A 23,497-nucleotide genomic window follows, 5' to 3' on the forward strand; every position below is an offset into this window, starting at 1 on the left:
CCCAGGGGGGGGTCCGGGGGTTCGGCGGACAATGCTCCGCCCAAACCCCCCCGGGCGCGAAACCCTTCCACAAAAACACCTTCGACCCCAACCCCCCCCCCCCCCTCGGTTCCCCCGGGGCCGTGGCTGCTCGTACGACCAGCCGAAACGAGCGGCCCCGGGATTGCGCCCCAGGGCCGTTCAGCAGGTCAATCCGTGAGAGGAAATCCCTTGAGTCCCATCATTGACATCTCCCGCGCCTCCTGGTGCACGGGCAGACAGCAGCCCGGACATGGACGACATGTTGCGCCGGGCCCGCATGGACGACCAGCGCCGTTCGCAGCGGCCGGCTCTTCCGGCCTGCGTCCCCGGCCTTTACGTCCAGCACCGCGACCGTGGCTTCGTCGCCCACATCACGGCCTCCGAGTTCGCCTTCAGCACGGTGCGCGGTCTGACCGTGTCCGTGCTGAAGGCGTACGGGGCCGGCCAGGCGACCGCAGACACCGCTGAGTGGCTCGTCTCCGAGCTGCTCGGCAACGCCGTGCGGGCCTGTGGTGATCACGTGCCGCTGGTCGTAGAGGTGTACGTCCAGGCGCAGCGTCCAGGTGAACGTGCATGACCCCGCCGCCGATCTGCTGCCGCGACGCAGCGCGGTGGCGATGGACAGCGACAACGCGGAGTCCGGGCGCGGCCTGGGCCTGCTGGACATGCTGGCGCCCGGCTGGGACGTCGTGTCCTCTCCGGTCGGCAAGCAGATTTGCTGCCACATCGACGCCAACTAGCTCAGCCCGCCGCCAACACACGAGTCAGCCCCGGGGATACCGCCCCCGGGGCTGGCTCGTACACGGATCTTTTTGGGAGGCCCAAATGAAGATGCGAGTGTCCGTCGCCCTCGTACGCAGCCACGCCTACGCGCCCGTCTCCACTGACGCGATCGAGCGACCCCGCGCCGCCTGCGTCGATGAGGACCCTGAGCTGTTCTTCCCGATCGGCGACACCGGCCCGGCGCTGCTCCAGATCGAGGAGGCCAAGGCCGTCTGCCGCCGCTGCCCGCTGATCGAGAGCTGCCTCGAGGGCGCGCTGGAGCGGGGGGAGGCCGCGGGCGTATGGGGCGGGATGTCTGAGAAGGAACGCCGTTCCCTCAAGCGCCGCGAGGCCCGCAAGCGCGCCGCGGCCGCCTCCGCCTGACGCCCGCCGTACGGGAGCGACAGCCAACTCCCCGCCCGCACCACACTGTTCCACCAGGCCAGCCGCCCGCTGTACCGGAGGGCCGGCCTTTCGCACGTCTGCGGCCCGGGAAAGTCTCGGGCTCGCTTCCCCTCGCCAGGAGAGCTCATGCAGCGCAGCACCCAGATCGACACCGCGATGACCACTACCGGCTCCACTCGGCTGCCGGACTCGCTGTGTACGCACACGCCGAAGTGCCCGACCGCCGACAGCCCGGACCGCGAAGCCGCCCACGCCGTGGCCAGCCACCCGGAGTAGGGCTGGAGCCTGCTGTGTAACGGCGCCATAGTCTTCGATGTTATGTCGATCTCGGACGCGGAAGAGGCTGCTGACCAGGGACACTACGAGACGGACATGTCTTCGTCAGGACCGGAGGCATTCTCCCTGCGGATCGAAGCAGATGAGTCCGTGCTCACGAGCCAGCGCAGCGGCGTACTCGGACACTTCCTCAGCTTTGCCATAGGACATGAGCAGGTACACGATCGGGCCCGATGCCTCGTCGAGGACCGGTGGCGACGCCCATACGACACTGCGCTCGTCGTCGGGGTATCGCGCCACGAGTGCTTGCACGTAGGCCGTGATGCGCGGCTCCGGAGGCACGATGACATCGTCCGATTCCAGGTAACGCTCGTAGAGCTCGTCGTAGGTCGAGCCTGCATGGTGATTGTCGAGGGGACGGTCACCGTCCCAAACAGCGAGGTCATAGCTCATGGGCGCATCGTCGCAGGCGGGAGCTCCGCTGGCGCCAGCAGGCCCCGAGATCGAACCTCCGCTCGTGACCCGTAAGAGGTCCTAGGCCAGGGTGCGGAGGCGGCGGATCTCGCCGTGGGCGGTCTCCAGAGTCGATGACACCGGCGACCTGCTCCCCGACGGCCGGATCGTTACCCGGCACCGCCCCACGACGGGGCGCTGGCCTTCCGGCTCACGGAGGCCCACGCGCTCATCGGGGGCACGTCCGGCAGCGGGAAGACCAACGCGGCGGCCGCGATACACAAGGCGGGGGCCCTGGCTGGTACCGCCGTGCCCCTCGAATGGCCTGACAGCTGCCTGATCCGCTCGTACCGACCGCTGCACCTTGGCGGCCGGGTCGGTCGGTGACGGGGAGCTGGACAGTCCCTTCCGCTACCGCCTGGCGGGAGCCGCGGACAGTTTCGAGCCCGCCCCCCAGCACTCCCCCGGACCCGCCGCCCGCACCACGGGCGACCGGCCTTTCGGCTCGCTGGGCAAGGGCCAGCTGTTCGCGGTCGGTGTCGACGTCGGCATCATGGTGATGATCGCGGTGGACCTTCTGATGGCCTGGCTCAAGCGTCCCATCAGTTGGATTCGCTACCCGGTGTGGCTGCTGACGGCCGCCACCGTCGTCCTCAACGCGGCCTCCGGAGCCCCGGAAGGGGCCTGGAAGCTGCTGGACTACGTCGCCGCCGGCGCCCACGGCGTCGTGCCGGTCCTCTTCATCATGGTGGTGGAGCTGGGCCGCACCTCGATCGACCGCGTCGTCCGACCTGACCAGGACGAACGGGACTCGATCCCGTGGCTGCGGTGGGTCCTCGCCCCGGTCGCGACGGCCCGGATCTTCCGCCGGATGCGGCTGGGGGCGTCACCTCCTACCCGGAGATGACCCGCCGCGACCAGCAGCTCATCGCTTACGAGCAGTGGCTCAAGCGCAAGTACAAGGGCGAGCTCTCTGAGGCGTCCGAGGATGAGCTGCGATGCGCGTGATCGTCCGGGCGTTGTCCTCGAACAGATGCGCCTGCATGCCCGCCGCCTGGGCAGCCTCGACGTTTACTGCGACATCGTCGATGAACAGACAGCTCTCCGGCCGCACCTCCAGGCTGGCGCATACGGTCTCGAAGGCACGTGGGTCCGGCTTCTCGATGTCGACCTCGTGCGAGTAGACGATCTGCTCGACCAGTTCGTCGAAGTGGTACAGCGACGTCTCCCGCTCCCGGGCGCCGACGAAGCTGTTGCTCAGGATGCCCAGCCTGCAACTCCCTCGCAGCCCTTGCGCATAAGCGATGAGTTCCTCGTTCGGCTTTCCCAGGTATTCCGCCCAGAGATCGGCCACGAATGCTTCAACCTGGGGCGCGTCGAACCCCAAGCGTGCTGCCACCTGCTCGTGAACCTCTCGTTCACTGATGCTCCCGACGCTCCCGGCTTGCCACACGTCGCGCATCCGCTCATGCACGGTGCCGAGCGGCAACTCCAGCCGCTCTTCCCATCGCTGCACGCACCCGGTTTCCGGCGTGATCTCCAGCACGCCACCGATATCGAGAATGACGCAGGTCGATGTCACTCGAACTCCCCCTCATAGCGGCCCTCCACGAAGGCGGGCAGGTGCAGGGATGCGAGCAGGTGCCCCAGCCGGGCGGGAACGCGTTCCACGCGTCGCTGCGACCGTCGTCGTACGTCTGTCACGCTGAACGCGAATCACCCTGTTCACCAAACGCTGGCCCGATTCACTGGATGCCGGCTCTTCTGCGTTCGATGTGCCGGCGCGGTCGCCGGTGCCCGGCAGGTCCTTGGCGAGCCTGCCTGCGAGTGCGCTCGCCGGGCATCGACCGGGTGAGGACGCAGAGTGTGAGCAGAGCGAGCGCCGGCAGCACGGCGACGATGATTCCCATCGGCAAGGCGTCGGTGGCGCCACCCGCGCCGGCCAGCGGAGCAAGTGCCCCGCCGATCATGAACTGGCTGAAGCCGAGCAGAGCGGCGGCCGACCCGGCGTGTCCACCGTGGTCGGCCAGGGCCTGGGCCGCGGCGTTCGGCATGACCAGGCCCACGCTGGAGACCAGGACGAACAGGCCGATCAGGAGCACGGGCAGGGGTGCCCGTGTCAGCACCGCGCCCAGGACCGTGGTGCCACCGGCTGTCGCGCCCAGCAGACCGGCGAGCAGCAGCACGCGGGCGCCTGCCCGGGCCACCAGCCGACCGCTGATCTGGGCGGCCGCAATGAGTCCGGCGGCGTTGACGGCGAACACGGCGCTGTACTGCTGCGGTGACAGGCCGTGGATTTCCTGCAGGACGAACGGCGAGCCGGAGATGTAGGCGAACATCGCCGCGAAGACCAGGCCGTTGGCCAGGACGTACCCGGTGAAGACCCGGTCGCTGAGCAGCTGCCCGACGACGGCCAGCAGCGGCTGGCGTGACGCGGAGGACCGGGTCTCCGGCAGTCCTACGGCGGAGGCCGCCAGCATCACGGCGCCGAGTACGGCCAGGCCCACGAAGATCCCCGGCCAGGCCGTGACGCGCAGTAGCTGGCCGCCGAGGACCGGCGCGAACACCGGCGCCAGGCCGGTGATCAAGGTCAGTGCGGAGAAGAGGCGTGCGGTGCGGGTTCCGGAGGTGCGGTCGCGGACCATGGCGTTGGCGATGACGATGCCGAACGCCCCGCCGATGCCCTGGACCAGGCGCAGGCCGATGAGTGTCCGGACGTCGGGTGCCACCGCGCAGAGCGCGCTGGCGATCGTGTAGAGGGCGAGGCCCGCCAGCAACGGACGCCGCCGGCCGTAGGTGTCGCTCAGCGGCCCGGCGATCAGCTGCCCGATGGCCAGCCCGGCCAGGCAGGCGGTGATGGTGAGCTGGGTGGCCGCGGCGCTGGCGCGCAGGTCGCCGGCGAGGTCCGGCAGTCCGGGCAGGTAGCCGTCGATGGACAGTGGTCCCAGGGCCACGAGCGCTGCGAGCAGGACGATGAATCGGGTTTGCCGGCCGGCGGCGTCGTTGCTCATGGCTCAGTACGCCACGGTGATGCGGCGGCGGATCGCGGTGCCGCTCTCGATCGTGTCGGCCAGGGCGATCGCGTAGTCGGCGTACGAGATCTCGCTGGCGCCGGCGTCGTCGGTGAGCAGTGTGTCGCCGCCGGTTCGGTAGGCGCCGCGCCGCTCGCCGAGGCCGATGTGCGCGGCGGGGGACACATAGGTCCAGTCCAGGCCGGTGGTTCCCCGGTAGAGGTCGAGCGCCTCGGCCTGCGCCTCGGCGTTGGCCTTCCACAGCGCGGGGAAGTCCGGGTCGTCCATGACGCGGGCGCCGGTCGGCGTGCGCAGGCTCCCGGCGCCGCCGATGGTGACCAGGCGGGTGGCGCCGGCTCGGCGGAGTCCGTCGATCAGCGCACGGGCGGCGCCGACGATCGTGGCGCGGTCGTTCTCCTGGCCGATCCGGGGGCCGACGGCCGACAGTACGGCGTCGTGGGAGGCGGCGAGGCCGGCGACCGCGGCGGCGTCGGTGACGTCACCGGTGGTCACGGTCAGGGCCTTGTGCTCGAGGCCGTCGAGGTGGCCGGCTCGGGTGACCGCGGTGACGGTGTGACCGCGACGCAGTAGTTCCTCGGTGGTAGGCCGGCCGATGTTGCCGCTGGCACCGAACAGGACGATCTTCATGTGTTGCTCCTTGGTTCTGATGGTCAGAGGACGGGCTGGCCGTCGGCGACGATGGCCGCGGTGATGCCGCGCTCGGCGGCGGCGTGCTGGAACCGCTGCTCGATGTCGGGTTGTTCGGTGTAGAACGGCGGATTGTGGAACAGGCCGTAGTGCATGGCGCAGACGGTGCCGGCGCCGAGTGCGACGGCGGCCTCGACGCCCTGCTCGGGGGTCATGGTCGCCGGGACGTTGGCCGCGTAGCCCTCGAAGTGGGCGATGACGCCGTTGACCGGGACGAACGCGACGTCGAACGGACCGTGGTCGCGGGCGATCTGCCACCAGCTGCCGTGCCACTGGGTGTCGCCGCAGTGGATGATCCGCCGGCCCGCGCCTTCGACGACCCAGGCGACCTGGTCGCAGTCGTTGCCGCGCCAGTCCAGCGAGGTCACCGGGGTGACGGTCAGCTTTCCGATGCGGCGTGACTCGCCCAGGTCCTGGGCAACGGGGGTGATGCCCACCTCGTGCAGCGCCGCCGCGCTCGGGGTGTGACAGCCGATCGTGCCGGTGGCCGCGATCCGGGCGATCAGGTCGTGGTCGTAGTGGTCGGGGTGCAGATGGGTGATGAGGGCGTGGGTGCCGGGCGGGGTATCGACCGGGTCGACCGGCCGGTGCGGCGGCCCCATCACCGGCGCCAGCGCAGCGACGTTCTCGAGCGGGTCGATCAGCAGGCGGGTGCCGCCGAGACGGATCTCGACGCCGGCCCAGGCCAGCCGACGCACCGAAAGGGTGGGGGTCATGGGCAGCGACGCTAGACCGGCGTTGTTGAGAAAGTCAACAAGGGAGTTTTGAATCTCAACGCCGCGATGTAGGGTGATGGCATGCGCACCTACGGGCAGTACTGCGGCATCGCGAAAGCACTGGACACCATCGGCGACCGATGGACCCTGCTGATCGTCCGTGAACTGCTCGCCCTGGGCCCGTGCCGGCACACCGACCTGCGCAACGGACTGCCCGGGATCGCCAGCAACCTGCTGGTCGACCGGCTCCGCGAACTCGAGGAAGCCGGCCTGATCCACCGAGAGGCCGCCCCACCGCCGGTGGCCACAACCCTGTTCTCCCTCACCGAGCGTGGCCGCGCGCTGGAGCCGGTGCTGCAGGAGCTGAGCCGGTGGGGCGTGCCGCTGTTGCGTGAGCCGGGCGGCAACGACACCTTCCGCACCCACTGGCTGGACGTGCCCGCCCGGGCACTGACCGACCACCGCCCCGACCAGCCGGCAATCGCCCTGCAACTGCACGCCGACGGCAGCGAGGACCTGGTCATCGAAGTCAAGGACGGCTCGGTGCACACACACGCCGGCCGGGTCGACCACCCCACCGCGTCCCTGACCGGACCGCCGCACCTGTTGGCCGCGACCCTGCTCGGCGACCTCGATCTGAGCGCCGCAGTACAGCAAGGCCTGCAACTCAGCGGCGAACGCGAGGCAGTACTGCGCATCCTGCCCCGCTGATCGACCGGGAGCTCACCGCCCTGGCCGACCACCTGGTCGCGCATGACCTGGTCCTGGAGATGCTCGCCGGGCCGCTGGCCGTCGAAGCCGAGCAGCAAGCGTGGGAGGAGCAGGGCGAGGACCGCAATCACGAAGTCTTCCCCCTCATCCTGAACGTCCGCGAGGTACTGCGCTCCAACGGCATCCCCCTCCGCCCCCACACCGCCGGATGCAGCACCGTCTCCGGCGACCACGCGGCGCCCGCGCTCGCTCAGTCCGCAGGACCGGCCGCCCCCACCGAACCGGAATCCACCGCTGACTGCCAGGCCGACGGCTGCGGGGGATGCCAACAACACTGAGGATCCGCCAGATCGATAGATGCAGATATGCGGCACCCGGATGTGCGCTCCACCACGAACCCGATCCAGTTGGCTCTGTGGCACGGGCGGGAGCGGCGACCATCTACGCGACGCACGCCAGCCTCGCCGACCCCGACCCGCCACCGTCCTCTACCGCGGCGCAGACACGGGGCGTGTTTCCAGCAGGCGAGCCGCGGGGCAACTGTTCATAGCCGGTCGTCTGCCCGGCCGCGCATCAGTAAGGGTCATGTTCGGGGGGACTGCGGTGGGCAGGCAAGCTGCGGGCACAGCAGACGACGGGGCGGCACAGTCATCGACGCTGTGCCGCCCCGTTGCTCGCCCCTGCACCACCACTCGCCTGGGTTCCCGCCCGGTGCCCCTCTACACACCATCGCCTGCATGCGTTACCTGAACAGCGCAGGATTCGTTGAGCTGGTCATCGCGCCCTGAACATCCGCCACCCCGCGGACTCGCGAGTCCTCCTGAGGGCCCCTCTGCCAGCGCCTGGCCCCGAGCCCTCACACCCGCTCCTTTTCGGGCGTCACGTTGCTTGAGCTGGTTCCGGTCTGGCTACTCGCACGGGGCCGGGGTTCGGAAGGCAGCCCCCGTGTGAGTCCTCCAGACCGAGGCCTGGAGGACTCACGCGTTGTGGTCGGCAGCAGCCGGGGGGATGCTGAAGAGGAAGCCGGGCAGGCGAAACGTATGACTTCGACCCGTGCACCTTTGGATGAGCGCATGGCTCCCTCTGCGGATCCCAAGCCGACTCCCGCCACCGCGGCAGCCGAATGTCTCCAGGCCGAGGTCGAACGGTTGCGCACGGAAAACCACCAGCTGCGCCAGGCCATCCCCGCCCACGCCATCGTCGACCAAGCTATCGGCGTACTGACCACACTGGGCCAGATAACCCCCTACGACGGCTTCACCGTGCTCCGAGAAATCTCCCAGCACACCAACACCAAGCTCCACCAGGTCGCCGAAGAAATCCTCAAGCACGCCCAAGGCGCCGCACTGCCCGACGTGCTGGCCGGCGAACTGCACGCGGCCCTCGCCCGACACACCGCCAGCGGGCGGCCAGACCCCTGACAGGCCGAACCGCCCTACCCCGCCCGGTGTCCAGCACGGGCAGCGCTAGGCTCCTCAGAGGGCGATGCGAGCCGTGACGCGCTTGTCGACCGGCTCTCGCTGGGCACCAAACCCTCTGCAACGGCCATCACGATCTCCAGACCGTGCTGGCCGCCCGGTCGGCATCCGCGGCCCGCGCCAGCGGCAGCACCGGGTCGGAATCCCACACCACGACTTCCACAACGACGCCGTCGATCCGCAGATCCATCAGCACTGGACCGGGCGCGTACTTACGGGCGTGGGTGACCAGCTCACTGACCACCAGCTGGGTGAGTTCCATACACCGCTGCGAGACCGCCACCCCGTGTTCGCTCTGGATGCGCCGCAGGGAAGTCGACGGCCAGATGACGGGCCTGAGCAATGGTCGTGCCGTTTCCCTCCAGAGCAACCGTGCTCTGCAAGAAAAAAGGCCCCGGGCCAGACCCGCAGTCCTGGCCCGGCGCCCCCGGTTGGCTCATCAATACCGCCGCCACCCGTTCCCACGCCGCGTCTACCCGCCCCCGCACAGAGCGAGCTGTGCTGTCACAGCAGGCTCCCCACCGTCGCGGCCTGCCCGGCAACGAGCTCCTGGACAGCCCGGCGACGTCCTCCACAGCCAGGCCGGCCGCGTCGGCGAGCGTGGCCAGGTCCACGGTGCGGCCGTCGACCAGCGGGCGGCGCACCACCGCCTCAGCGGCCGGGGCGAACTCGAACGTGCTCCCGGCTGCGGACAGCGTCACCGCGTCCTCGCCGCCCTCCAGCACCGCGCGGGCGGTCGTCAGCCGCACCCGCAGGCCGGGGTCGGCGGAACACCATCGATGCACGGCAGGCTCGGCACCATCCTGCCGACGGCCTGTCCATCGATCGCCGCCCGGTAGCGGGCAATCAGCGTCGGGTCGTCCAGCAGTTCAGCGAGCCGCTTGCACATCCCGTCCACGGCGTCAGCCCTGCACGTCCGGCGCGGCGACCAGCGGCAGGTCGCGCCTCCAGTCCTCGTGCGTGAGCAGCTGCTCGGACACCCACGCCATCAGCTCGGTCGCCGTGTGGGTCTGCAAGCCGCAAGTGACATGCAGGGAGCGGGTGCCCTGGTCGGCGGAGACCGCGTGCCACACGCCGCGCGGCACGTACAGCACGTCGCCCGGCCACAGGACCAGGTCGGCGACCGGCTCGGTGGGCGCCTCGCCCGGGTCCTCGATGTCGCAGTGACTCGGTGAGACTGATGGCGCCGCATGAAGCTGCCGCGACGGTGCCTGGCTGAGAGCCCCCGGCCCGTGACCAGGAGACGGGTAGGCCCCAGACGCGCCGCGTCATCGCAGCAGATGAGTTGTGGCTAGCTGCCGTCCGCGTGGAGTCATGGGCTCGCGTACGAGGACCAGTCATGGCATCCCACGCACGTAAGAACGCCGCTCGTCGGCAGCACGGCCTATCGGGCGCGAAGCGTCGCGCAGCGCTGCAGGACATCCGCAACGCTGTCCCGGCCGCTCCGCAGGCCAAGAACCCAAGGAAGATTCCGAGCGGAGAGGTCCACAAGGTGAGGTCTCGCCTTCGTTGCGCCGCGGTCGCGCCGAGGGGGAGGTTCGTCACTCCGCAGATCGTGGCCGCCTCAGGCGAAGTCTGCTGCGGTGATGCCGTCGGCATGTCCTGACGGCCACTCCACCAACTCGATCCGGTAACCATCCGGGTCCGTGAGCCACGACGTCTTCGGGCCGTGAGGACCGCCCGGGTACTGGAGGGGTTCTGGCCTCAGGCCGACTTCGGTCAGCGTCTCGAGGGTGGTGGCGAGCCTCTCCACTTGGATCGCGAGGTGGTCGAAACCGCTGCCCACGTCGACCGGTCTTTCGCTGGGGCGGTGGACCAGTTCGAGTGAGGCCGCCGGTTCATCGGGGAACTTGAGGATCACGAGGCGAGCCCCGTCGCCGCCCTCGACCCTGCCCAATTCGGCGTAGCCCAAGGCGGTGTAGAAATCAAGCGAGCGGTTCAGGTCGGTAACGCGGTAGGAGACGAAGAGCGTCTTCACGCGGCCTCCTCGGGTCGATGCACCCGGTAGCGAAGATGCGTGACGTCTCGATCCTCGAGCCGTCGGACGAGGTCGAGTTCGATGTGATCGCTACCCAGGTGGTCGAACAGCCGTCGACCGTCCCCCAGGAGGACCGGAACCAGGTGGATCTCCATCTCGTCCATCTGCCCCGCTCGGAGAAGTGCTTGGGCCGCCCCCGCCCCATGGACCATGACCGGCCGGTCCCCTGCGGCTGCGCGAGCCTGACGGGCGCAGTCCTCGACTTCTGTGACGAAACGCGCGTGGCCGGGTGGCACGTCCCTGTCATCCACATGGTGGGTGAGTACGAAGATCGGCACGCCGTCGTGGTGATCGCCCTGCCAGCGCCCGGCGAGTTCGAAGGTCCGACGGCCGGAGATCACCGCGCCGGTCGCCAGCGCCTCGCGGTAGACCTGGCCGCTCGGGCCGTCGGACTCCCGGTCGTCGAGCCAGTTGAAGAGCCGTCCACCATTGCGTCCGAGCTCCTGACCTGGCCGATCGTCCGGGCCGGCGATATAGCCATCGAGCGACATCGACATGTACAGCCGAATCGGATTGTTCATCCTGGTCTCCATCTCTCGTCCATGACACCGGGATCCGGCGTTTCCTGATGCGCCGACGGGGCGGGCTTGTCACAAGGAAGACTTTGGGCAACCGGCAAACTCATCGGCCCGACGCGCCGGCCTGTTGCCGGGCTGAGGGGGCAGGAGTCAGGCCCCGTGGATCAATTGCGGTCGGTCAGGCCGTGTGGCACGCGGAGCGTTCGACGAGGTGGCCGCGCTCGCCAGGTAACCATTCCGCTGCACGACCTGCTGCAATGGGACGACGAAGGCAAGGACCGACAAGCGGCCCTTGACCTGTTCGACGCATTCGGCTCAAAGGAGAAGACGTTGAATGCCAACATGGGCGGGCACACCGGCGCCCCGGGGAAGGCTTGCCCGACGGCGAGAGCGTGCGCGACTATCTGGAGGACAACAGACTGGCCTTTCTCGACGCGGCCCGAGCGGTCATGGGATAGCCCGCTGTAGGCCTCGAAGGTCATTCACAGGACAGTCCTTTAGTAGCAAGTGGGTCACGGTCCAGGTACAGGGCGCATACATAGCGGTGATCATCACGAACGGGCGGGTCAGCGGCCCGGCCATCGCCTTCGCCAAGCAGCAACGGCTCCACGTCTTCGACCGCCAGACACTCGCCACATGGGCGACCGGCTCACGCCCATTGTGAAAACTACTGCGAGCGATACCACCCCCGCACCGCTCGTCACCCTTGAGCTAAAGCACGGCCTGCGGACGGCAGCTGATGCTACGGGCCTTACGTCTAGAGGGAACCGGGCAATTTTGCCGGGTTCCCCCTATTTTCACGAGTCCCGATGCGCGGACTACGCCTGAGTGCGCTGACGTCAGAATGTCCGATCAGGTGCCAGGCTGTTGAAGAGGGGCTCTGTCTACGGCAAGGCTGAGCGGGTTACGGCGGCTTGGGCCAGCCGGCTGCGCAGAGTCCGGCGTCGGACGGTGAGGTTGGGTGAGGGACTGAGGGTTCGGGAGTCGTGATGTTATCGCCCAAGGCGGTCAGGATCCGGTTGAGGCGACGGGTGGGAGTCTCGGTCGGTGATGGCGTGGGGGCTGGATCAGGGCCGGCTGCGGCCGGGCAGCATGATCAGGCGAAGCCGGGCGGCACACCAGCGGCGTTCCCGCGGCCGGGCGCTATGTCATCGGGCCGGTCTCCAGTGTTGTTCAGGCCGATTCGAGGATCGGGCGGATCTCGATGGTCTCCGGGGTGGGGAGGCTCTTGGCCAGTTCGAGGGCTTCCTCGCGGTCGGCCACCTCGATGATGAACCAGCCGCCGAGGGTCTCCTCGCCGGCGTGGGCGGGCCCGTCGGTCACCGCTGATGTCCCGTCGGCCTGTGTGCGCACCGTCGCCGGAGTGATGTGCTCGGTCTCCAGGGCCTCGCCGCCGACCAGTTTCCCGGCGGCGGCGAGGCTGCCGATCCAGCCTTCGTATTCCTTGCGATATGCGGCCCGGTCGGCCTGGATCCGGCGGCGTGACTCGTCCGTCTCGAAGATCACGAGTGCGTATTTCATGAGGTTCCTCTCCGGCCGCCGTACAGGCAACCGCTGCTGATGGGATGTAAGGGGGGGCAGCCTGGTCAGGGGCCGCTGGTCGCGGCGATGCGGGCGAGTGCGCCGGTCTCCAGTGCGATCCACAGGGCGCCGTCGGGACCGACGGTGATTCCATGCGGTTCGGAATGGGGAGTGGGCAGGTCGTGGACGGTGACGGAGCCGTCGGGGGCGATCGTGCCGACGCGGTTGCCTCCCCACTCGGTGAACCATGGGGTGCCCTGTTCATCGACGGTGATGGCGTGCGGTCGGGCGGTGCGGTCGGGCAGCGGGAACTCGGTGATCTGTCCGTCGGGAGTGATCCGTCCGATCTGACCGGCGGCGATCTCGACGAACCACACGGTCCCGTCGTTGCCTGAGGCGATCCCCACCGGTGCTGCCGCCTTTGTCGGCAGGGGATGGATGGTGACCGCACCGGTCATGTCGATCCGGCCGATGGCGCCGGCCTGGTTGAGCGTGAACCACATCCCGTCGTCACCGGCGGTGATCGCGGAGGGGAAGGCGCCTGTGACCGGCAGCGAGAACTCGGTCATGTGGCCGTCGGCGGTGATGCGGCCGATGCGGTCGGCGGCTGTCTCGGTGAACCACAGGGCGCCGTCGGGTCCCGTCGCGATGCCGAATGGTCCGCAGCCGGGTGTGGGCACGTCGAATTCGTCGATGACGCCGTCAGTGGTGATCCGCCCGATCCGGTCGGCCCGGTACTCGGTGAACCACAGCGCACCGTCGGGTCCGGATGTGATGAGGGTCGGCCCGCAGGTGGGGTCGAGCCGGTGGCTCGTCGGCTCCTCACCGGGGACGAGGCGGCCGATCCGGCCGCTGTGGACGAGGGTGAACCACAGCGCGCCGTCCGTTCCCGTGGTGAGGGCGTAGGGTCCGGCCTCGCTGTCGGCCACCGCGTGCTCTTCGATGGATATCCGGGTCAAAGGGGCTTCCCCAAACCGTGCTCGGTGGCGATGTGTTCGATGTCGGCCGGGGCTCCCGCCATGATGGTGCGGGCGTGTTCGGTGACCAGGTCGGCGGGCCAGTCCCACCACGCGGCGCGCAGCAGCCGCTCGGTGTCGGCGTCGGTGAAGCGCTGTCGGATCGGTCTGGCCGGGTTGCCGCCGACGATCGTGTAGGGCGGAACGTCGGCGGTGACCACGGCACCGGCCGCGATGATGGAGCCGTCGCCGATCCGCACGCCGGGCATGACGGTCGTCTTGTAGCCGAACCAGACGTCGTTGCCGATGACCGTGTCGCCGCGGCTGGGCATGGCGGTGACGATGTCCAGGGTCTGTTCGGCCCACCGGCCGCCGAACATGGTGAACGGGTACGTGGACACCCCCATCGTCGGATGCTCGGCACCGGCCATCAGAAATGTGGTTCCCGAGGCGATCGCACAGTACTTGCCGATGATGAGACGCTCCGGCCCGTAGGCGTAGAGGACGTTGCGGTGCTCGAAGTCCGTGGCGCCGTTCGGATCGTCGTAGTAGGTGTACTCGCCCACGGCGATGTTCGGTGAGGTGACCAGCGGTTTGAGGAACACCACGCGGTCGTGGGCGGGCAGCGGGTGAACGGTGGTCGGATCAGGTGACAAGGTCGAGGTCCTTTGCCGGGTTGCGGGATGTCGCACACGGTCCGGGCCGGGCGTTGACGGGGCATGGCCCGGATTCGGCCTGACGCGGTGGGCGGTCAGGCGTTCTCGGGGCCGGGCGGGGTGGTGGCCCATTCGACGAACTGGACGATCACCCCGTTGGGGTCGGTGACCTGGAAGAGGCGTTCGCCCCAGGGCTCCTCGCGCAGCGGCATGGTGATCTCGACGCCCTCGGTGCGCAGCCGCTTCTCCTCGTGCTCGATGCCGGTGGTGGTGAAGGCGAGGATCAGGCCGGAGGCGTGCTGGCCGCGCTGGTCGGCCGGCAGCACCTCGGTGCCGCGGGCGAGCAGGACGATGTCCATCGCGGCGTCGTCGCGCGACAGGGAGGCGAACCCATCGGCGGCGGCCTGCTCGACGTAGCCGAGGCGGGTGGTGAAGAACCGCTGGGACGCGGCGACATCGTCGACGGTGAGCGAGACGGTGGACGCGGTGATCTGCAAGGTGCTTCTCCTCAGTGGTTTCCGGGAGGCGGATCGGGGGGTGCCGGGTGAGCTCAGGTCAGTAGCCGGAGCGGCGCGGCAGATTGCGGGCCTTCGGGGGAACTCGCCGGTCGGGTGCCGGGAGCGCGCGGGAGGGACGCCGATTTGCGCGGGGCAGAGCTGGGGCGCGGTTGTCGCGTTCGGCCAGAACCGGGCCGAACGTGACGGGCGCGACCCGAAGTGCGACGGGGCGGGACTCGAGCATGGGCACATCCGTTCTTCGCTCCGCAGGAAATTTGCGACGGACGTAAATTTATACCGACCCCCTTGAGGGTGTCAACATAAAAATGCGACGGGGGTAAGATTGCTCCATGACTACCAACGCCACCTCGTCCGCACCCCCTACCGGCCTGCGGGAATCCAAGAAGCAGGAGACCCGTCAGCTCATCTCCGACGTCGCCACCGGCCTGTTCCTCGCCCAGGGTTTCGAGCGGACCACCATCGCCGATATCGCCGCCGCCGCCCGGGTGGCGAAGAAGACGGTCACCAACTACTTCTCGCGCAAGGAGGACCTGGCCCTGGACCACCAGGACGCCTTCATCGCCACCCTGGCCGCTACGGTGACCAGCCGTCGGTCCGGCGAGTCGGCCCTGTCCGCGCTGCATCACGCCTTCACCGAAGCGGCTGCGAACGCCGACCCGGTCGCCGGGTTCTCCGGCCCTGACTTCGCCCGCATGATCGCCGACAGCCCCACCCTCTCCGCCCGACTGCGCGACCTGCGAGAGGCCGCGTTGGCAGGCGCCTTGGCCGATGCCACCGGCGCACTCCGCGGCGACATCACCCCCCGCACCGCCGCCGCCCTGCTCGGCGCCGTACACCGCACCCTGTTCCAGCGCATCCAGGAACTCACCCTCATCGGCCAGGACAACGCCCGGATCTCCGCCACTGTCACCGCAGAAGCGGACAGTGCCTTCGGCCTGTTGGCGCCGTCGCTCGCCGACTACGCCGCAGCGTGAGCCAGGCGCTCGTCGGCGTTCCGACGGTGCCCGGTCTGGGGCAGCCACCGAAACTGCTGTGCCGTCTCCCTGGATCTAGCTCTCGGCCAGTGCGGCATCGACGTACTCGACCTCGAACCCCTCGTGCCCCGCAGGCCCCTCCTGCAAGACCACCACGCCCCCCTCGACGCTGTACGGACGCTCCGAACGCAGGATCAAAGCCGCCGGCTTCCCCAGGAACAAAAGCTGCGGGCATTCGACTTCGAGACCAACCCCAATGCCGACCCGGCCACCGTCAGCACCCTCGCCACCTGCGACTGGGTCAAGGAGGGAGAGCCGCTCTGCCTCATCGGCGACTCCGGCACCGGGGGCCCCACCTACTGATCGCGCTCGGCACCCCCCTGCGATGCACGGCTTCCGGGTCCACTACGTGCCGGCCAACAAAGTCGTCAACGAGTTGGTCGAAGCTGCCGACGGGAAGCAGCTGTCGAAGACGATCGCGCGCTACGGCCGTGTCGATCTTTTGTGCATTGACTAACTCGGCTGCATGGAACTGGACCGCAGGGGCGCTGAGCTGCTGTTTCAGGTTCTGACCGAGCGTGAGGAGAAGAACAGCGTCGCGATCGCTTCGAACGAGAGTTTCAGCGGCTGGACCAAAACCTTCGCCGACCCCCGGCTCTGTGCGGCCATCGTCGACCGGCCCACCTTCGGCGGCAACTCATCCAGACCGGCACCGAGTCCTACCGCCTCACCATCACCCAGGCCCGCCGCCGCACACGAAAACACCGGCTGAGGACGTCAGGCCGCTACCGTCGCAAGATGGCTGAAGATCTTGAGAAGTTCAACACCGCGATGACCACCTGGCAGGAGTGGCAGGACGCCCCCTGGGGCCGACTGCGCTACTCGATCGCTGAGGCAAACCTGCTCCGTCACCTTGGCGACCTGGGCAGCGAATCGCTGCGCATACTCGACCTCGCCGGCGGCGACGGCGGAGACGCCATCCGCCTCGCGGCCCGCGGGCACCATGTCACCATCGTCGACTACGCACCCGCCATGCTCGCAGCGGCCACCGAGCGAGCCATGGCAGGCGGCGTGACGGAGCTGATCAACTGCGTCGAGGCCGACGCGACCGATCTGCCCCCCGACCTCGCCAACGGCGATTTCGATGTCGTGCTCTGCCATAACCTCCTGCAATACATGGACGATGTCCCAGGCACTCTCGCCTCGGCACTCTCCCCGCTGAAGACCGGGGGCCTGATCTCCGTCATGGCGATCAACCGGCACTCGGCTCCCTTGAACATCGCCGTCCGGCAGATGGACCCCGCAGCCGCGCTCGCCGCACTCGACACCGATCAGGCGCGGACACAGATGTTCAACTCGGCGTTGACGCTCCACACAGCCGAAGAGATCATCCGCACCTTGCGGGAGCTCGGATGCCGCGACGTCGCCCACTACGGCATCCGCAGCTTCTGCGACTACATCACCGACGACGCACGCAAGCACGAACCGGACTTCTACGCAGCCCTCGAACGCCTCGAACTCGCCACCACCGCCCGGCCGCCCTACATGCACACTGCCCGGCTCTTCCAGCTCACCGCCAGGACACCGAGCTAGGAATCGGGCCCTTCGCGGTGTCAGTTCTCATCGACATTTCGAAACTCTGCGATCGGCAAGTGCTGCCCCAACTCACCGACGTGTGGTGTCCGCTCTCGGTTACGAAGCCAACTGGCCCGCGCCTACTCGGCAAAGGGCACAACTCCAGGACCTTCGGTCCTGTTCCGGTCCTCTCGATGTGCCCGTGAAGCCGGTCTTCGGCCAGGTCGTGGGCGGCGAGGGGTGGCGGACCCCGTCCGGCCGGGTGCCCCCCCCCGCCCGGGATCGGGCGGAGTCACGTGCGACGGGTCGTCACTTCGCCGTCGTGTGGGTGCCGGTGGCCCACAGGGCTCCGCCCTTGCTGGGACCTCCGATGCTGCTGTAGATGACGAAGTTGCCGTCGTTCTGCATCTTCCGAAAAAGGTGGGTGCGATGGGCGCCGCCCATGGAGAGCGGTCCGGCCGGTCCGTTGATGACACCGAGGGAGATTGACCGAGGGAGATTGAGGTTCCTCGGCAAGGTGGTGGCGGAGGAACGCGGCCTCGGTTGAGGTGTCTTGACCGAGACCGGACTTCTGTGACCCGGCAAGGGACCGGGTCAGGGGATCGGTGGTGGTGCGCCGAGATCCGGGCGCTACTGTCGTCTCTCCATCGATCTAGATCGCAGGGGAACAGACTGTGCGCAACGCCGTTGTGACGCCCGAGGGGGACCAGATCCGCTGGGTTGAACTGCCGGGACAGGAGCCGGCCCGGGTCTACGTGCATGGGTTGGGTGCCACTTCGCCGGCCTACTTCGCGGAGGTAGCGGTCCATCCTCTGCTGGCCGGCCGCCGTTCATTGCTGATCGATCTGCTGGGCCACGGCATCAGCGACCGGCCGACGGGCTTCGACTACACGCTGGAATCACATGCCGATGCACTCGCCGCAGCCCTGGCTCGCGCGGATATCGTCGGCGCCGAACTGGTCGCGCACAGCATGGGCGGCTCGGTCGCCATCGTCCTGGCCGCCCGACACCCCCGTTTGGTCTCCCGCCTGGTCCTGGTCGACGCCAACCTCGATCCGATCGAGCGCACGCCCGCCACAGCGGGCAGCAGCGGCATCGCTGCCTATTCCGAGCAGGAGTTCCTGGCGGACGGCTGGGAAGAGGTCCGCGACCGGGTTGGCGCCCACTGGTGGTCCACGATGCGCCTGGCCGGCCGGGAGGCGCTGCATCGCAGCGCGGTCCACCTCACCCGCGGCACTGTCCCCACCATGCGTGAGCTGCTGCTGGACCTGAAGATTCCCCGCACCTACCTGCTGCCCGAGGCCGACTGCCCGCTCCCGGGCACCGACGCACTCACCGAAGCCGGAGTGTCCGTCATCGCGATCCCGGACTGCGGACACAACATCATGCTGGACAACCCGGAAGCCTTCGCCCGCGCTACCGCAGCGGCGCTCACGGACCGAGACCAGGATTAACCAGGTCGCCAAACCAGAGCGGGACGCGGACAGGGCCGCACGGTTTTCCTCGTGTGTGATGACGAAGGAGTAGGCCCGTGCGGCCCTGCCCCATCCTGCCTTCACCGGCATCTCCTACGCACATCTCGACCCTTTGATCGAGGAGTTGGCAGGTCTATGGACCGCGCGGTGCGAGTCCGCGCTGCATGAGCGGCGCAGCGGAAAGCTCAAGCAGCAGGGCACGGGACCACAACACGATTTGGCTTTCAGCCACCAAGTACTGGTCACCCTGGTCCACCTGCGTCGAGGGGGCGCATGGGCCGGGCTGGCGGCTGCCACATGCCGACACGGCTATGCGTGGCGGATGACGTCATACATGGTCGTGGAAGCAGGCGCCGGAAGCGGAACGATGTTCCAGCCGATCTCCTCCGCGCGCCTCTCGATCGCCTTCCGCGCAGCTTGGGCTGCCGCTTCATCCTCGAAGAAGGCAATGCTCAGCCCGTTGCCACTGACGGGATCAACGAGGTGATAGCTGCCATGAACGCCGGGGACGTTGGCGGCGGCGTCCAGCACCCAGTCACGATCGTCGGTCGGCATCGGTTCCCATACAGCCACGCGCGCGATCATCGCTGACCCCTGTTCGTCAGTGTGCCCAGGCTGCCGAAAGCAGATTCCCAAGCAGCGACCCCGTAGCCAACTGTGACACTCCACGTGGTCAACTGGCGCGCCAGGCCGCCAACGTGAACGCTGCTGTACCTACCCGGCCTGCCCACCAAGCCCCCACCCCACCGCATGCACACCTGTGCAGTCCCCCTGTGGGGGTGCCACCGAACTTCGAACGCGTGCCTTGGCGGACGCCAGTTCGTGTCATCGAAGATTGATCGCACTGGTCTGTTAGCCTTTCAGAGGCCGTGCGAGACATTGAGGAGGTGGTACCCGTGAACGTATCGACGTGGGTGCTCTCCTCAGGGGTCACGGTCGGGCGATAGGTCGTCGTCCAGGAGCGCCGTTCTGTGCACTCCCGAAAGGCACGACCATGCATTTCACTTCTCAACAGCGCCTCGACGATGGTGTCCTTGAGCGCGAATTCACCCTCGGCGAGATCCCCGGCATCCTGTGGACGCCTGACTCCGCCTCCGTCTCCGCACCGGCGTCGCTGATCCTGCTCAGCCCTCCTCCTGTCGGACTGCGCAAGGCATACCCCCGGTTGGTGGGACGAGCCCGGCACGCCGCGGCGGACGGCTTCGCATCGGCCACCATCGAACTCCCCGGAAACGGCGACCGGCCCCGCCTGCCCGGCACTGAGCAGGCCGTCGCCGACCTGCGCCGGGCGATGGAGGCCGGCGAGCCGGTCAGCGACGAGATCATCGACGCTCTCATCCTCCCCCTGGTCGACAAGGCCGTCCCGGAATGGCAGGCCGCCCTGGACGCCCTCCTGGCGCTGCCCGAGATCGGCGGCCCGGTCGGATACTCGGGGGGAGTGATTTCCATCGGCACCCGGTTGGCGGTGGTCGAGCCGCGTATCTCGGCCGCTGTGCTGTTCGCCGGAAGTTTCATCCCTCGCGCCATGTTCGAGGAGGCTCGCCAGGTGAGCATTCCGCTGCACGTCCTGCTGCAATGGGACGACGAAGGCAATGACCGACAGGCGGCCCTGGACCTGTTCGACGCCTTCGGCTCCAAGGAGAAGACGTTGAACGCCAACATGGGCGGGCACACCGGCGTCCCGCAGTTCGCTGGGGATGCTGCCGCCCAGTTCTTCGCCCGTCACCTGCGCTAGTGCTGTGACCGGAAACGGTCACCGCGGCTGCTGCAGCTCATTGTCGAGTATCGAATCGTCATCACCTAGGGGAGAGACCTGATGCGGCGCTGCTCCGTGCTCATTACCGTCGGAGTCACGGAGTGGTGCTGGCAGTTTGAAGGAGACATGACGGCTGTGGATGAGCCTGGGGCGTACGAAATCCGGATCCATGGATGCCTGAGCGGGCAGGAGGCATTGGGGCTGAAGGAACCGGTCAAGCGTCTGCTGTGTCCGGACCCTGACCACGCGCCGCCGTGTGACGTGCCGTGGAGTTGTTTCACCGTGTGTGACGACGAGCGGGCTGACGACAGCAGCGAGGCCACGGTTCTTGTCCTGGGCGTCTATGCAACAGCCAGGCAGGCTGCGCAGGTGGCTGACCAGGTGCGCGGTGTTGTGGGCGAGACCCGTCCAGTCACGGTGAGCGCGGCTGCTGCCGGACAGTTCGACGAGTTGGCAGAGCAGTATCGAATCGAACGCGCTGTCCGGCAGAGCTGAACGGGCAGGGCGCTGGTCTGGAGTGTCCGGTGCTGTGATCGCGAAGTTCGCCGGGTTGTTCAGGCTGCGGTTCTGAGAGGGCGTCCGCCCCAGCGGATGCCCTTCTCGCTGCGGATGCGGGCGCGTTCTTTGCGTTCGGCGGCCAGGACGTCGCGGTGGCGGGCGTTGGCGTTGCGCCAGCGCGGGTAAGTAGGCGTGCAGTGCCCGGGTCTGCGCGGTGTGGTTGGGATGGTGAGAGTTGGCGATGGTGAACTGCCTCAGCGGTCCGAAGTGCGCCTCGATCGGGTGCGCCCAGGAGGCGTAGGTAGGCATAAAGCACAGTTCGACCTTGTTCTTCTTCGCCCAGCAGCGGATGACGGCGCCTTTGTGGGCGGACAGGTTGTCCAGGATCACGTAAACGGGTGCGCCGTCCGGGCGGGCGGCGCGGATCGACTTCAGCGCGGTGAGCGTGTTGGCGGCATCCTTCCTGCGGCAGTTGCCGCCCCACAGAGTGTCCTCGCCGACCGAGGAGTAGCCATGGAAGTAGCGCACTTCATGGATGCGGTGGTAGGTGGCGGGCAGCCGGTCGGGACGCCCCTGTTCAGCCCAGCCCGAGCCCGCGGTGGGACGGATGCCGAGCGGGCCGAACTCGTCGAAGGCGAAGTCCCGGTCCGGGAAGCGGTCCAGGACCTCCTCGATCCGGTCCAGTTTGCCGTCACGCTCGGGGTCCGGGGATTCCTTCCTCGTCTTGGTGCGCTGGAAGGTGATGCCTCGGCGGGCGAGCAGGCAGCGTAATGCTTCGCGGCCGATGCGGATGACCCGGCCGTGGACTTTGCGCAGGTAGGTGACCAGCTTGCGCAGGGACCAGCGGGTGAAGGGCCGGCCGCGCTTGGCCGGTCGGGTGGTGGCCGTCGCCACGACGAACTCCTCGTCGTCAGGCTTGAGCAGGCGGGGACGGCCTCCCGCCCGCTGAGGGTCCAGACAGGCCAGGCCGATCTCGTCGAACCGGTGGATCACGTCCCGGACAGTGTCCTCGTTGCCCTGCACCAGCTAGGCGATCACCGGCACCCGGGTCCCGCCGGCCGAGGCAAGCAGCATCATCGCGCGTCGATATCGCACCGAACTCATGCTGTCCCGGCGCACGATCTGCTGCAGCCGCTGCCCCTCCTGATCGGTCAGTCTGCGCACACGGACAGGCTCGGCCACCGCGCCTCCAGCGGTCGGAGCGGACGTCACCGCACATTCAACCGCCACAGCCATCAACCCGGCGAACCTACGCGGTCACAGCGCTAGCCGCGGCCCGGCCCCGCCGCCAAGCCAGTGGACGGGAGGCGTGCCGCCGGGAGGGGACGCCGCTCATCAGGGACAGGACCCCGCCTCAATGGCGGGGGCAGGCCTGCGAGAGCGAACGACACAGTCGCCGCCCGGAGTCGATGCCCGACCAGGGCCACACTGCACGAGGGACCCACGCCCTCCCCCGCGTGATGCCCTCTCGCAGAGGGCCGCAGCCCGCAATCGACGACCCGGCGGGAGGCGGGCTCCGGTCGGCAAACAAGCGGGAAGAAGGGGCCGCTCGTGTTCCCCAGGCGTGACACAGCCCTCCCCGGCAAGCGGGGGAAGCGACGAGTCAGCGCTTGCGAGGTGACGGAGTGCCGGTTGTTCGTCAGCGGGTCGGGCTGCTCGCGGACAGCAGCAGGCCCGCGATCCGGCCGGGGTCGTCTGACATGGGCGAGTGCCCGCAGCCGGGCAGCCGGACATGGCGGGCTCCTGGCAGGAGCCGGGCTGCGCGGTGGGCCTGGTGCCGGGGCGTCAGAAGGTCCCGGGTGCCCCAGCCGACCGTCACCGGGACACCGGGGGTGAAGCCGGCCAGCCGGTAGGTGCGCGCTGCTCGGCGGGTGGCTTTGAAGCCGGGTGAGCGGGCCAGGTCGCGCAGGGCGCCGTCGGCCGCTTCCGGCGTCATCCGCCAGGGACACGCGACGAGTTGCCAGAACGCGAGCGTGCGGCCCAGGGGGCTGCCGGTCACCCGTGCCGTGCGGTGGCCGAGGCTCTCCGCCATCGTGCGCGCCATCCGCAGCGAGCCGAGCGCGTAGGCGGCCTCGGGGCCCGTCCACAGACCGATCGGGGACAGGGCGACGGCGCTGCCGACCACGCCGGTCCGGGCGAGTTCGAGTGCGACGGCCCCGCCGAGCGAGTTGCCGACGACGGGCGGGCGCGTGAGGCCGACCGCGGAGAACCACCTGGCGACCTGGGCGGCGAGTGCCTGGACAGTGGGGGTGGTGCCACCTGGCAGCTGGGGGCTGTCGCCGAACCCGGGCAGGTCGACGGCCACGACTTCGCGTTCGGGGATCAGCAGCTCGATGACGGGCACCCAGCCCTCCCGGTCCAGCTGCCGGATCACCACCAGGGGCGGACCCGTGCCGCGGCGGCTGCTGGCGAGCTGAATATCCGACATATCGGAAGCATAAGGGCATGATCAGTGGTCGCACGAGCTCATC

General features: G+C 68.6%; 26 protein-coding genes and 7 pseudogenes. 16 read left to right on the top strand and 17 right to left on the bottom strand.

From position 1 onward, the window contains the following. Nucleotides 1–271 precede the first annotated feature (271 nt). From ACZ7L5_RS29445 to ACZ7L5_RS29460, 4 genes and pseudogenes are all read left to right on the top strand, one after another. On the top strand, nt 272–598 hold the full coding sequence (locus ACZ7L5_RS29445) for a hypothetical protein (protein ID WP_471520238.1): 327 nt from the start codon (nt 272–274) through the stop codon (nt 596–598). After that, nucleotides 591–761 (top strand): ATP-binding protein, encoded by a 171-nt coding sequence (locus ACZ7L5_RS29450; protein WP_471520240.1) that lies wholly within the window; start codon nt 591–593, stop codon nt 759–761. The genes ACZ7L5_RS29445 and ACZ7L5_RS29450 overlap by 8 nt, the downstream gene beginning before the upstream one ends. A gap of 91 nt (nt 762–852) precedes the next feature. Continuing rightward, on the top strand, nt 853–1,167 hold the full coding sequence (locus ACZ7L5_RS29455; RefSeq protein ID WP_471520874.1) for a WhiB family transcriptional regulator: 315 nt from the start codon (nt 853–855) through the stop codon (nt 1,165–1,167). A 177-nt stretch (nt 1,168–1,344) separates the two neighbouring features. Next, nucleotides 1,345–1,461 (top strand): annotated as a pseudogene (locus ACZ7L5_RS29460) (DUF5999 family protein); the annotation flags it as partial. A 108-nt stretch (nt 1,462–1,569) separates the two neighbouring features. On the opposite strand, the gene ACZ7L5_RS29465 reads toward ACZ7L5_RS29460, so the two are convergent. Continuing rightward, nucleotides 1,570–1,917, bottom strand: coding sequence for a hypothetical protein (locus tag ACZ7L5_RS29465; protein WP_471520242.1), 348 nt, complete (start codon nt 1,915–1,917; stop codon nt 1,570–1,572). A gap of 364 nt (nt 1,918–2,281) precedes the next feature. Between ACZ7L5_RS29465 and ACZ7L5_RS29470 the strand changes: the two genes are divergently transcribed. Then, nucleotides 2,282–2,824 (top strand): DUF2637 domain-containing protein, encoded by a 543-nt coding sequence (locus tag ACZ7L5_RS29470; RefSeq protein WP_471520244.1) that lies wholly within the window; start codon nt 2,282–2,284, stop codon nt 2,822–2,824. A gap of 39 nt (nt 2,825–2,863) precedes the next feature. Here ACZ7L5_RS29470 and ACZ7L5_RS29475 read toward each other — a convergent pair whose 3' ends face one another. From ACZ7L5_RS29475 to ACZ7L5_RS29490, 4 genes are all read right to left on the bottom strand, one after another. Next, a complete protein-coding gene (locus ACZ7L5_RS29475; RefSeq protein WP_471520246.1) occupies nt 2,864–3,499 on the bottom strand; it encodes an HAD family hydrolase in 636 nt (211 codons plus the stop codon). Between the two features lie 163 nt (nt 3,500–3,662). Next, on the bottom strand, nt 3,663–4,928 hold the full coding sequence (locus ACZ7L5_RS29480) for a multidrug effflux MFS transporter (RefSeq protein ID WP_471520248.1): 1,266 nt from the start codon (nt 4,926–4,928) through the stop codon (nt 3,663–3,665). Nucleotides 4,929–4,931: 3 nt separating this feature from the next. Further along, nucleotides 4,932–5,576 carry an NAD(P)-dependent oxidoreductase gene (locus ACZ7L5_RS29485; protein ID WP_471520250.1) on the bottom strand — a complete coding sequence of 215 codons (645 nt, stop codon included), beginning with the start codon at nt 5,574–5,576 and terminating at the stop codon, nt 4,932–4,934. A gap of 23 nt (nt 5,577–5,599) precedes the next feature. Beyond that, nucleotides 5,600–6,352 (bottom strand): MBL fold metallo-hydrolase, encoded by a 753-nt coding sequence (locus ACZ7L5_RS29490; RefSeq protein WP_471520252.1) that lies wholly within the window; start codon nt 6,350–6,352, stop codon nt 5,600–5,602. Nucleotides 6,353–6,433: 81 nt separating this feature from the next. Between ACZ7L5_RS29490 and ACZ7L5_RS29495 the strand changes: the two genes are divergently transcribed. The 3 genes and pseudogenes from ACZ7L5_RS29495 to ACZ7L5_RS29505 all read left to right on the top strand — a co-directional run bounded on the left by ACZ7L5_RS29495 (nt 6,434) and on the right by ACZ7L5_RS29505 (nt 8,484). Next, on the top strand, nt 6,434–7,063 hold the full coding sequence (locus tag ACZ7L5_RS29495; RefSeq protein ID WP_471520254.1) for a winged helix-turn-helix transcriptional regulator: 630 nt from the start codon (nt 6,434–6,436) through the stop codon (nt 7,061–7,063). A gap of 74 nt (nt 7,064–7,137) precedes the next feature. Continuing rightward, nucleotides 7,138–7,401, top strand: a pseudogene (locus ACZ7L5_RS29500) (hypothetical protein); the annotation flags it as partial. A 735-nt stretch (nt 7,402–8,136) separates the two neighbouring features. After that, the gene (locus tag ACZ7L5_RS29505; RefSeq protein WP_471520256.1) at nt 8,137–8,484 is read left to right on the top strand and encodes an ANTAR domain-containing protein; all 348 of its coding nucleotides are present in this window, start codon (nt 8,137–8,139) and stop codon (nt 8,482–8,484) included. A gap of 54 nt (nt 8,485–8,538) precedes the next feature. Here ACZ7L5_RS29505 and ACZ7L5_RS29510 read toward each other — a convergent pair. The 5 genes and pseudogenes from ACZ7L5_RS29510 to ACZ7L5_RS29530 all read right to left on the bottom strand — a co-directional run bounded on the left by ACZ7L5_RS29510 (nt 8,539) and on the right by ACZ7L5_RS29530 (nt 11,100). Further along, a pseudogene (locus ACZ7L5_RS29510) lies at nt 8,539–8,981 on the bottom strand (ATP-binding protein). Between the two features lie 174 nt (nt 8,982–9,155). Then, nucleotides 9,156–9,326 (bottom strand): annotated as a pseudogene (locus ACZ7L5_RS29515) (hypothetical protein); the annotation flags it as partial. Between the two features lie 117 nt (nt 9,327–9,443). Beyond that, nucleotides 9,444–9,635 (bottom strand): JmjC domain-containing protein, encoded by a 192-nt coding sequence (locus ACZ7L5_RS29520; protein ID WP_471520258.1) that lies wholly within the window; start codon nt 9,633–9,635, stop codon nt 9,444–9,446. Between the two features lie 470 nt (nt 9,636–10,105). Next, the gene (locus tag ACZ7L5_RS29525) at nt 10,106–10,519 is read right to left on the bottom strand and encodes a VOC family protein (RefSeq protein WP_471520260.1); all 414 of its coding nucleotides are present in this window, start codon (nt 10,517–10,519) and stop codon (nt 10,106–10,108) included. Continuing rightward, nucleotides 10,516–11,100, bottom strand: coding sequence for a dihydrofolate reductase family protein (locus ACZ7L5_RS29530; RefSeq protein ID WP_471520262.1), 585 nt, complete (start codon nt 11,098–11,100; stop codon nt 10,516–10,518). Before ACZ7L5_RS29530 ends, ACZ7L5_RS29525 begins: the two co-directional genes overlap by 4 nt. A gap of 216 nt (nt 11,101–11,316) precedes the next feature. Here ACZ7L5_RS29530 and ACZ7L5_RS29535 point away from each other — a divergent pair. Both ACZ7L5_RS29535 and ACZ7L5_RS29540 read left to right on the top strand, forming a co-directional pair. Beyond that, nucleotides 11,317–11,472, top strand: a pseudogene (locus ACZ7L5_RS29535) (alpha/beta hydrolase); the annotation flags it as partial. 79 nt (nt 11,473–11,551) lie between these two features. After that, the gene (locus ACZ7L5_RS29540) at nt 11,552–11,761 is read left to right on the top strand and encodes a restriction endonuclease (RefSeq protein ID WP_471520876.1); all 210 of its coding nucleotides are present in this window, start codon (nt 11,552–11,554) and stop codon (nt 11,759–11,761) included. Between the two features lie 509 nt (nt 11,762–12,270). Here the strand turns inward: ACZ7L5_RS29540 and ACZ7L5_RS29545 are convergent. The 4 genes from ACZ7L5_RS29545 to ACZ7L5_RS29560 all read right to left on the bottom strand — a co-directional run bounded on the left by ACZ7L5_RS29545 (nt 12,271) and on the right by ACZ7L5_RS29560 (nt 14,727). Then, on the bottom strand, nt 12,271–12,618 hold the full coding sequence (locus ACZ7L5_RS29545; RefSeq protein ID WP_471520264.1) for a YciI family protein: 348 nt from the start codon (nt 12,616–12,618) through the stop codon (nt 12,271–12,273). 65 nt (nt 12,619–12,683) lie between these two features. Beyond that, nucleotides 12,684–13,577, bottom strand: a complete 894-nt coding sequence (locus ACZ7L5_RS29550) for a Vgb family protein (RefSeq protein WP_471520266.1) — start codon at nt 13,575–13,577, stop codon at nt 12,684–12,686. Further along, complete coding sequence (locus tag ACZ7L5_RS29555) at nt 13,574–14,230, bottom strand: CatB-related O-acetyltransferase (RefSeq protein WP_471520268.1); 657 nt, start codon at nt 14,228–14,230, stop codon at nt 13,574–13,576. The genes ACZ7L5_RS29550 and ACZ7L5_RS29555 overlap by 4 nt, the downstream gene beginning before the upstream one ends. A 95-nt stretch (nt 14,231–14,325) precedes the next feature. Beyond that, the gene (locus ACZ7L5_RS29560) at nt 14,326–14,727 is read right to left on the bottom strand and encodes a VOC family protein (protein WP_471520270.1); all 402 of its coding nucleotides are present in this window, start codon (nt 14,725–14,727) and stop codon (nt 14,326–14,328) included. Nucleotides 14,728–15,077: 350 nt separating this feature from the next. On the opposite strand from ACZ7L5_RS29560, the gene ACZ7L5_RS29565 reads away from it, so the two are divergent. From ACZ7L5_RS29565 to ACZ7L5_RS29580, 4 genes and pseudogenes are all read left to right on the top strand, one after another. Then, the gene (locus ACZ7L5_RS29565) at nt 15,078–15,722 is read left to right on the top strand and encodes a TetR/AcrR family transcriptional regulator (RefSeq protein WP_471520272.1); all 645 of its coding nucleotides are present in this window, start codon (nt 15,078–15,080) and stop codon (nt 15,720–15,722) included. A gap of 178 nt (nt 15,723–15,900) precedes the next feature. Beyond that, nucleotides 15,901–16,469, top strand: a pseudogene (locus ACZ7L5_RS29570) (ATP-binding protein); the annotation flags it as partial. Between the two features lie 51 nt (nt 16,470–16,520). Further along, nucleotides 16,521–17,315 (top strand): class I SAM-dependent methyltransferase, encoded by a 795-nt coding sequence (locus ACZ7L5_RS29575; protein WP_471520878.1) that lies wholly within the window; start codon nt 16,521–16,523, stop codon nt 17,313–17,315. A 656-nt stretch (nt 17,316–17,971) separates the two neighbouring features. Next, nucleotides 17,972–18,751, top strand: coding sequence for an alpha/beta fold hydrolase (locus ACZ7L5_RS29580; protein ID WP_471520274.1), 780 nt, complete (start codon nt 17,972–17,974; stop codon nt 18,749–18,751). A 330-nt stretch (nt 18,752–19,081) separates the two neighbouring features. On the opposite strand, the gene ACZ7L5_RS29585 is transcribed toward ACZ7L5_RS29580, so the two are convergent. Then, the gene (locus ACZ7L5_RS29585; RefSeq protein WP_471520276.1) at nt 19,082–19,357 is read right to left on the bottom strand and encodes a hypothetical protein; all 276 of its coding nucleotides are present in this window, start codon (nt 19,355–19,357) and stop codon (nt 19,082–19,084) included. A 409-nt stretch (nt 19,358–19,766) separates the two neighbouring features. Between ACZ7L5_RS29585 and ACZ7L5_RS29590 the strand changes: the two genes are divergently transcribed. Both ACZ7L5_RS29590 and ACZ7L5_RS29595 read left to right on the top strand, forming a co-directional pair. After that, a complete protein-coding gene (locus ACZ7L5_RS29590; protein WP_471520278.1) occupies nt 19,767–20,507 on the top strand; it encodes a dienelactone hydrolase family protein in 741 nt (246 codons plus the stop codon). A 147-nt stretch (nt 20,508–20,654) separates the two neighbouring features. Continuing rightward, entirely contained in the window at nt 20,655–21,023 is a 369-nt protein-coding gene (locus ACZ7L5_RS29595) for a hypothetical protein (RefSeq protein WP_471520280.1), read from the top strand. 59 nt (nt 21,024–21,082) lie between these two features. Here ACZ7L5_RS29595 and ACZ7L5_RS29600 read toward each other — a convergent pair. Further along, a pseudogene (locus ACZ7L5_RS29600) lies at nt 21,083–22,208 on the bottom strand (IS630 family transposase). 457 nt (nt 22,209–22,665) lie between these two features. Next, nucleotides 22,666–23,454 (bottom strand): alpha/beta fold hydrolase, encoded by a 789-nt coding sequence (locus ACZ7L5_RS29605; protein ID WP_471520282.1) that lies wholly within the window; start codon nt 23,452–23,454, stop codon nt 22,666–22,668. Nucleotides 23,455–23,497 lie beyond the last annotated feature (43 nt).

It is taken from the genome of Streptomyces sp. NPDC107528 (genome assembly GCF_055639295.1).

Coding starts and splice junctions, on each gene's coding strand:
- ACZ7L5_RS29445 (WP_471520238.1), top strand. CDS start 272: ATGGACGACATGTTGCGCCGGGCCCGCATGGACGACCAGCGCCGTTCG.
- ACZ7L5_RS29455 (WP_471520874.1), top strand. CDS start 853: ATGCGAGTGTCCGTCGCCCTCGTACGCAGCCACGCCTACGCGCCCGTC.
- ACZ7L5_RS29465 (WP_471520242.1), bottom strand. CDS start 1,917: ATGAGCTATGACCTCGCTGTTTGGGACGGTGACCGTCCCCTCGACAAT.
- ACZ7L5_RS29480 (WP_471520248.1), bottom strand. CDS start 4,928: ATGAGCAACGACGCCGCCGGCCGGCAAACCCGATTCATCGTCCTGCTC.
- ACZ7L5_RS29485 (WP_471520250.1), bottom strand. CDS start 5,576: ATGAAGATCGTCCTGTTCGGTGCCAGCGGCAACATCGGCCGGCCTACC.
- ACZ7L5_RS29490 (WP_471520252.1), bottom strand. CDS start 6,352: ATGACCCCCACCCTTTCGGTGCGTCGGCTGGCCTGGGCCGGCGTCGAG.
- ACZ7L5_RS29495 (WP_471520254.1), top strand. CDS start 6,434: ATGCGCACCTACGGGCAGTACTGCGGCATCGCGAAAGCACTGGACACC.
- ACZ7L5_RS29505 (WP_471520256.1), top strand. CDS start 8,137: ATGGCTCCCTCTGCGGATCCCAAGCCGACTCCCGCCACCGCGGCAGCC.
- ACZ7L5_RS29530 (WP_471520262.1), bottom strand. CDS start 11,100: ATGAACAATCCGATTCGGCTGTACATGTCGATGTCGCTCGATGGCTAT.
- ACZ7L5_RS29545 (WP_471520264.1), bottom strand. CDS start 12,618: ATGAAATACGCACTCGTGATCTTCGAGACGGACGAGTCACGCCGCCGG.
- ACZ7L5_RS29565 (WP_471520272.1), top strand. CDS start 15,078: ATGACTACCAACGCCACCTCGTCCGCACCCCCTACCGGCCTGCGGGAA.
- ACZ7L5_RS29575 (WP_471520878.1), top strand. CDS start 16,521: ATGGCTGAAGATCTTGAGAAGTTCAACACCGCGATGACCACCTGGCAG.
- ACZ7L5_RS29585 (WP_471520276.1), bottom strand. CDS start 19,357: ATGATCGCGCGCGTGGCTGTATGGGAACCGATGCCGACCGACGATCGT.
- ACZ7L5_RS29590 (WP_471520278.1), top strand. CDS start 19,767: ATGCATTTCACTTCTCAACAGCGCCTCGACGATGGTGTCCTTGAGCGC.
- ACZ7L5_RS29595 (WP_471520280.1), top strand. CDS start 20,655: ATGACGGCTGTGGATGAGCCTGGGGCGTACGAAATCCGGATCCATGGA.
- ACZ7L5_RS29605 (WP_471520282.1), bottom strand. CDS start 23,454: ATGTCGGATATTCAGCTCGCCAGCAGCCGCCGCGGCACGGGTCCGCCC.